The organism is Ligilactobacillus aviarius subsp. aviarius DSM 20655 (genome assembly GCF_001436315.1).
Taxonomy (GTDB): Bacteria; Bacillota; Bacilli; order Lactobacillales; family Lactobacillaceae; genus Ligilactobacillus; species Ligilactobacillus aviarius.
This window is the reverse complement of record NZ_AYZA01000024.1, coordinates 279726-280343: the sequence shown is the minus strand read 5'-3', so window position 1 is coordinate 280343 and position 618 is coordinate 279726. Positions and strand designations below refer to the sequence as shown.

At 41.1% G+C, this 618-nt stretch carries 2 protein-coding genes; both read left to right on the top strand.

Annotation, left to right across the window (positions count from 1 at the left end; all coding sequences use genetic code 11):
• Positions 1-312 (top strand): hypothetical protein (locus FC33_RS08390; RefSeq protein ID WP_162257629.1); only part of this gene is annotated, 312 nt, incomplete at its 5' end.
• A gap of 18 nt (positions 313-330) precedes the next feature.
• On the top strand, positions 331-618 hold a 288-nt coding region (locus FC33_RS08110), incomplete at its 3' end, for a DUF1617 family protein (protein ID WP_235803913.1).

The following is a 618-nucleotide window of genomic DNA, read 5'->3' as shown; positions in this document are numbered from 1 at the left end:
CTATGGATGAGACAAGGTATCAATACCTATGGGTATCAACCCGGCTGGAATTTCTGCGACACTGTTTGGGCTGACGACCTTAAACTGAACCACATTGGGACATCAAGCTATCGGCTTGACTTAGTAGCGTTAAGCATGAACGGCGAAACAGCATTCGGCTTACAGTCCGGAAACGGATATGGCTTTTGGTGGGGTGCTAATGGTGGACTTGGTATTTACGGTGGTGGCAAATACGTCAACTTCACACATACTAAGTTCATTAATGATATTCAAATGGGTCAAGGTGGCTCAATTAACTGGAGCTCATTATAGGAGGAATGCAATTTGAAAATGGAAATTAAGAATGGCGAGATTACCGCCTATGTAGAATTTTTGCAAAAATTGAACTTGAAATCACGGGCAAGCCGTGGACGTACTAAACTCATTAAATTACTTCAAAAGAAGATTGATGAATACAATGCGGACATTGCAAGTTTACGTGATGAATATTTTAAAAAAGATGACAAAGGAAACTTTGTTCAAGAAAACGGAACATTAGTTGTTAAAGACGGCGTAAGCGTTGGCGAAGCTCAAGCAGAAGCGGATAAATTAACCAACGAGAACGCCGTCGTTCTGTTA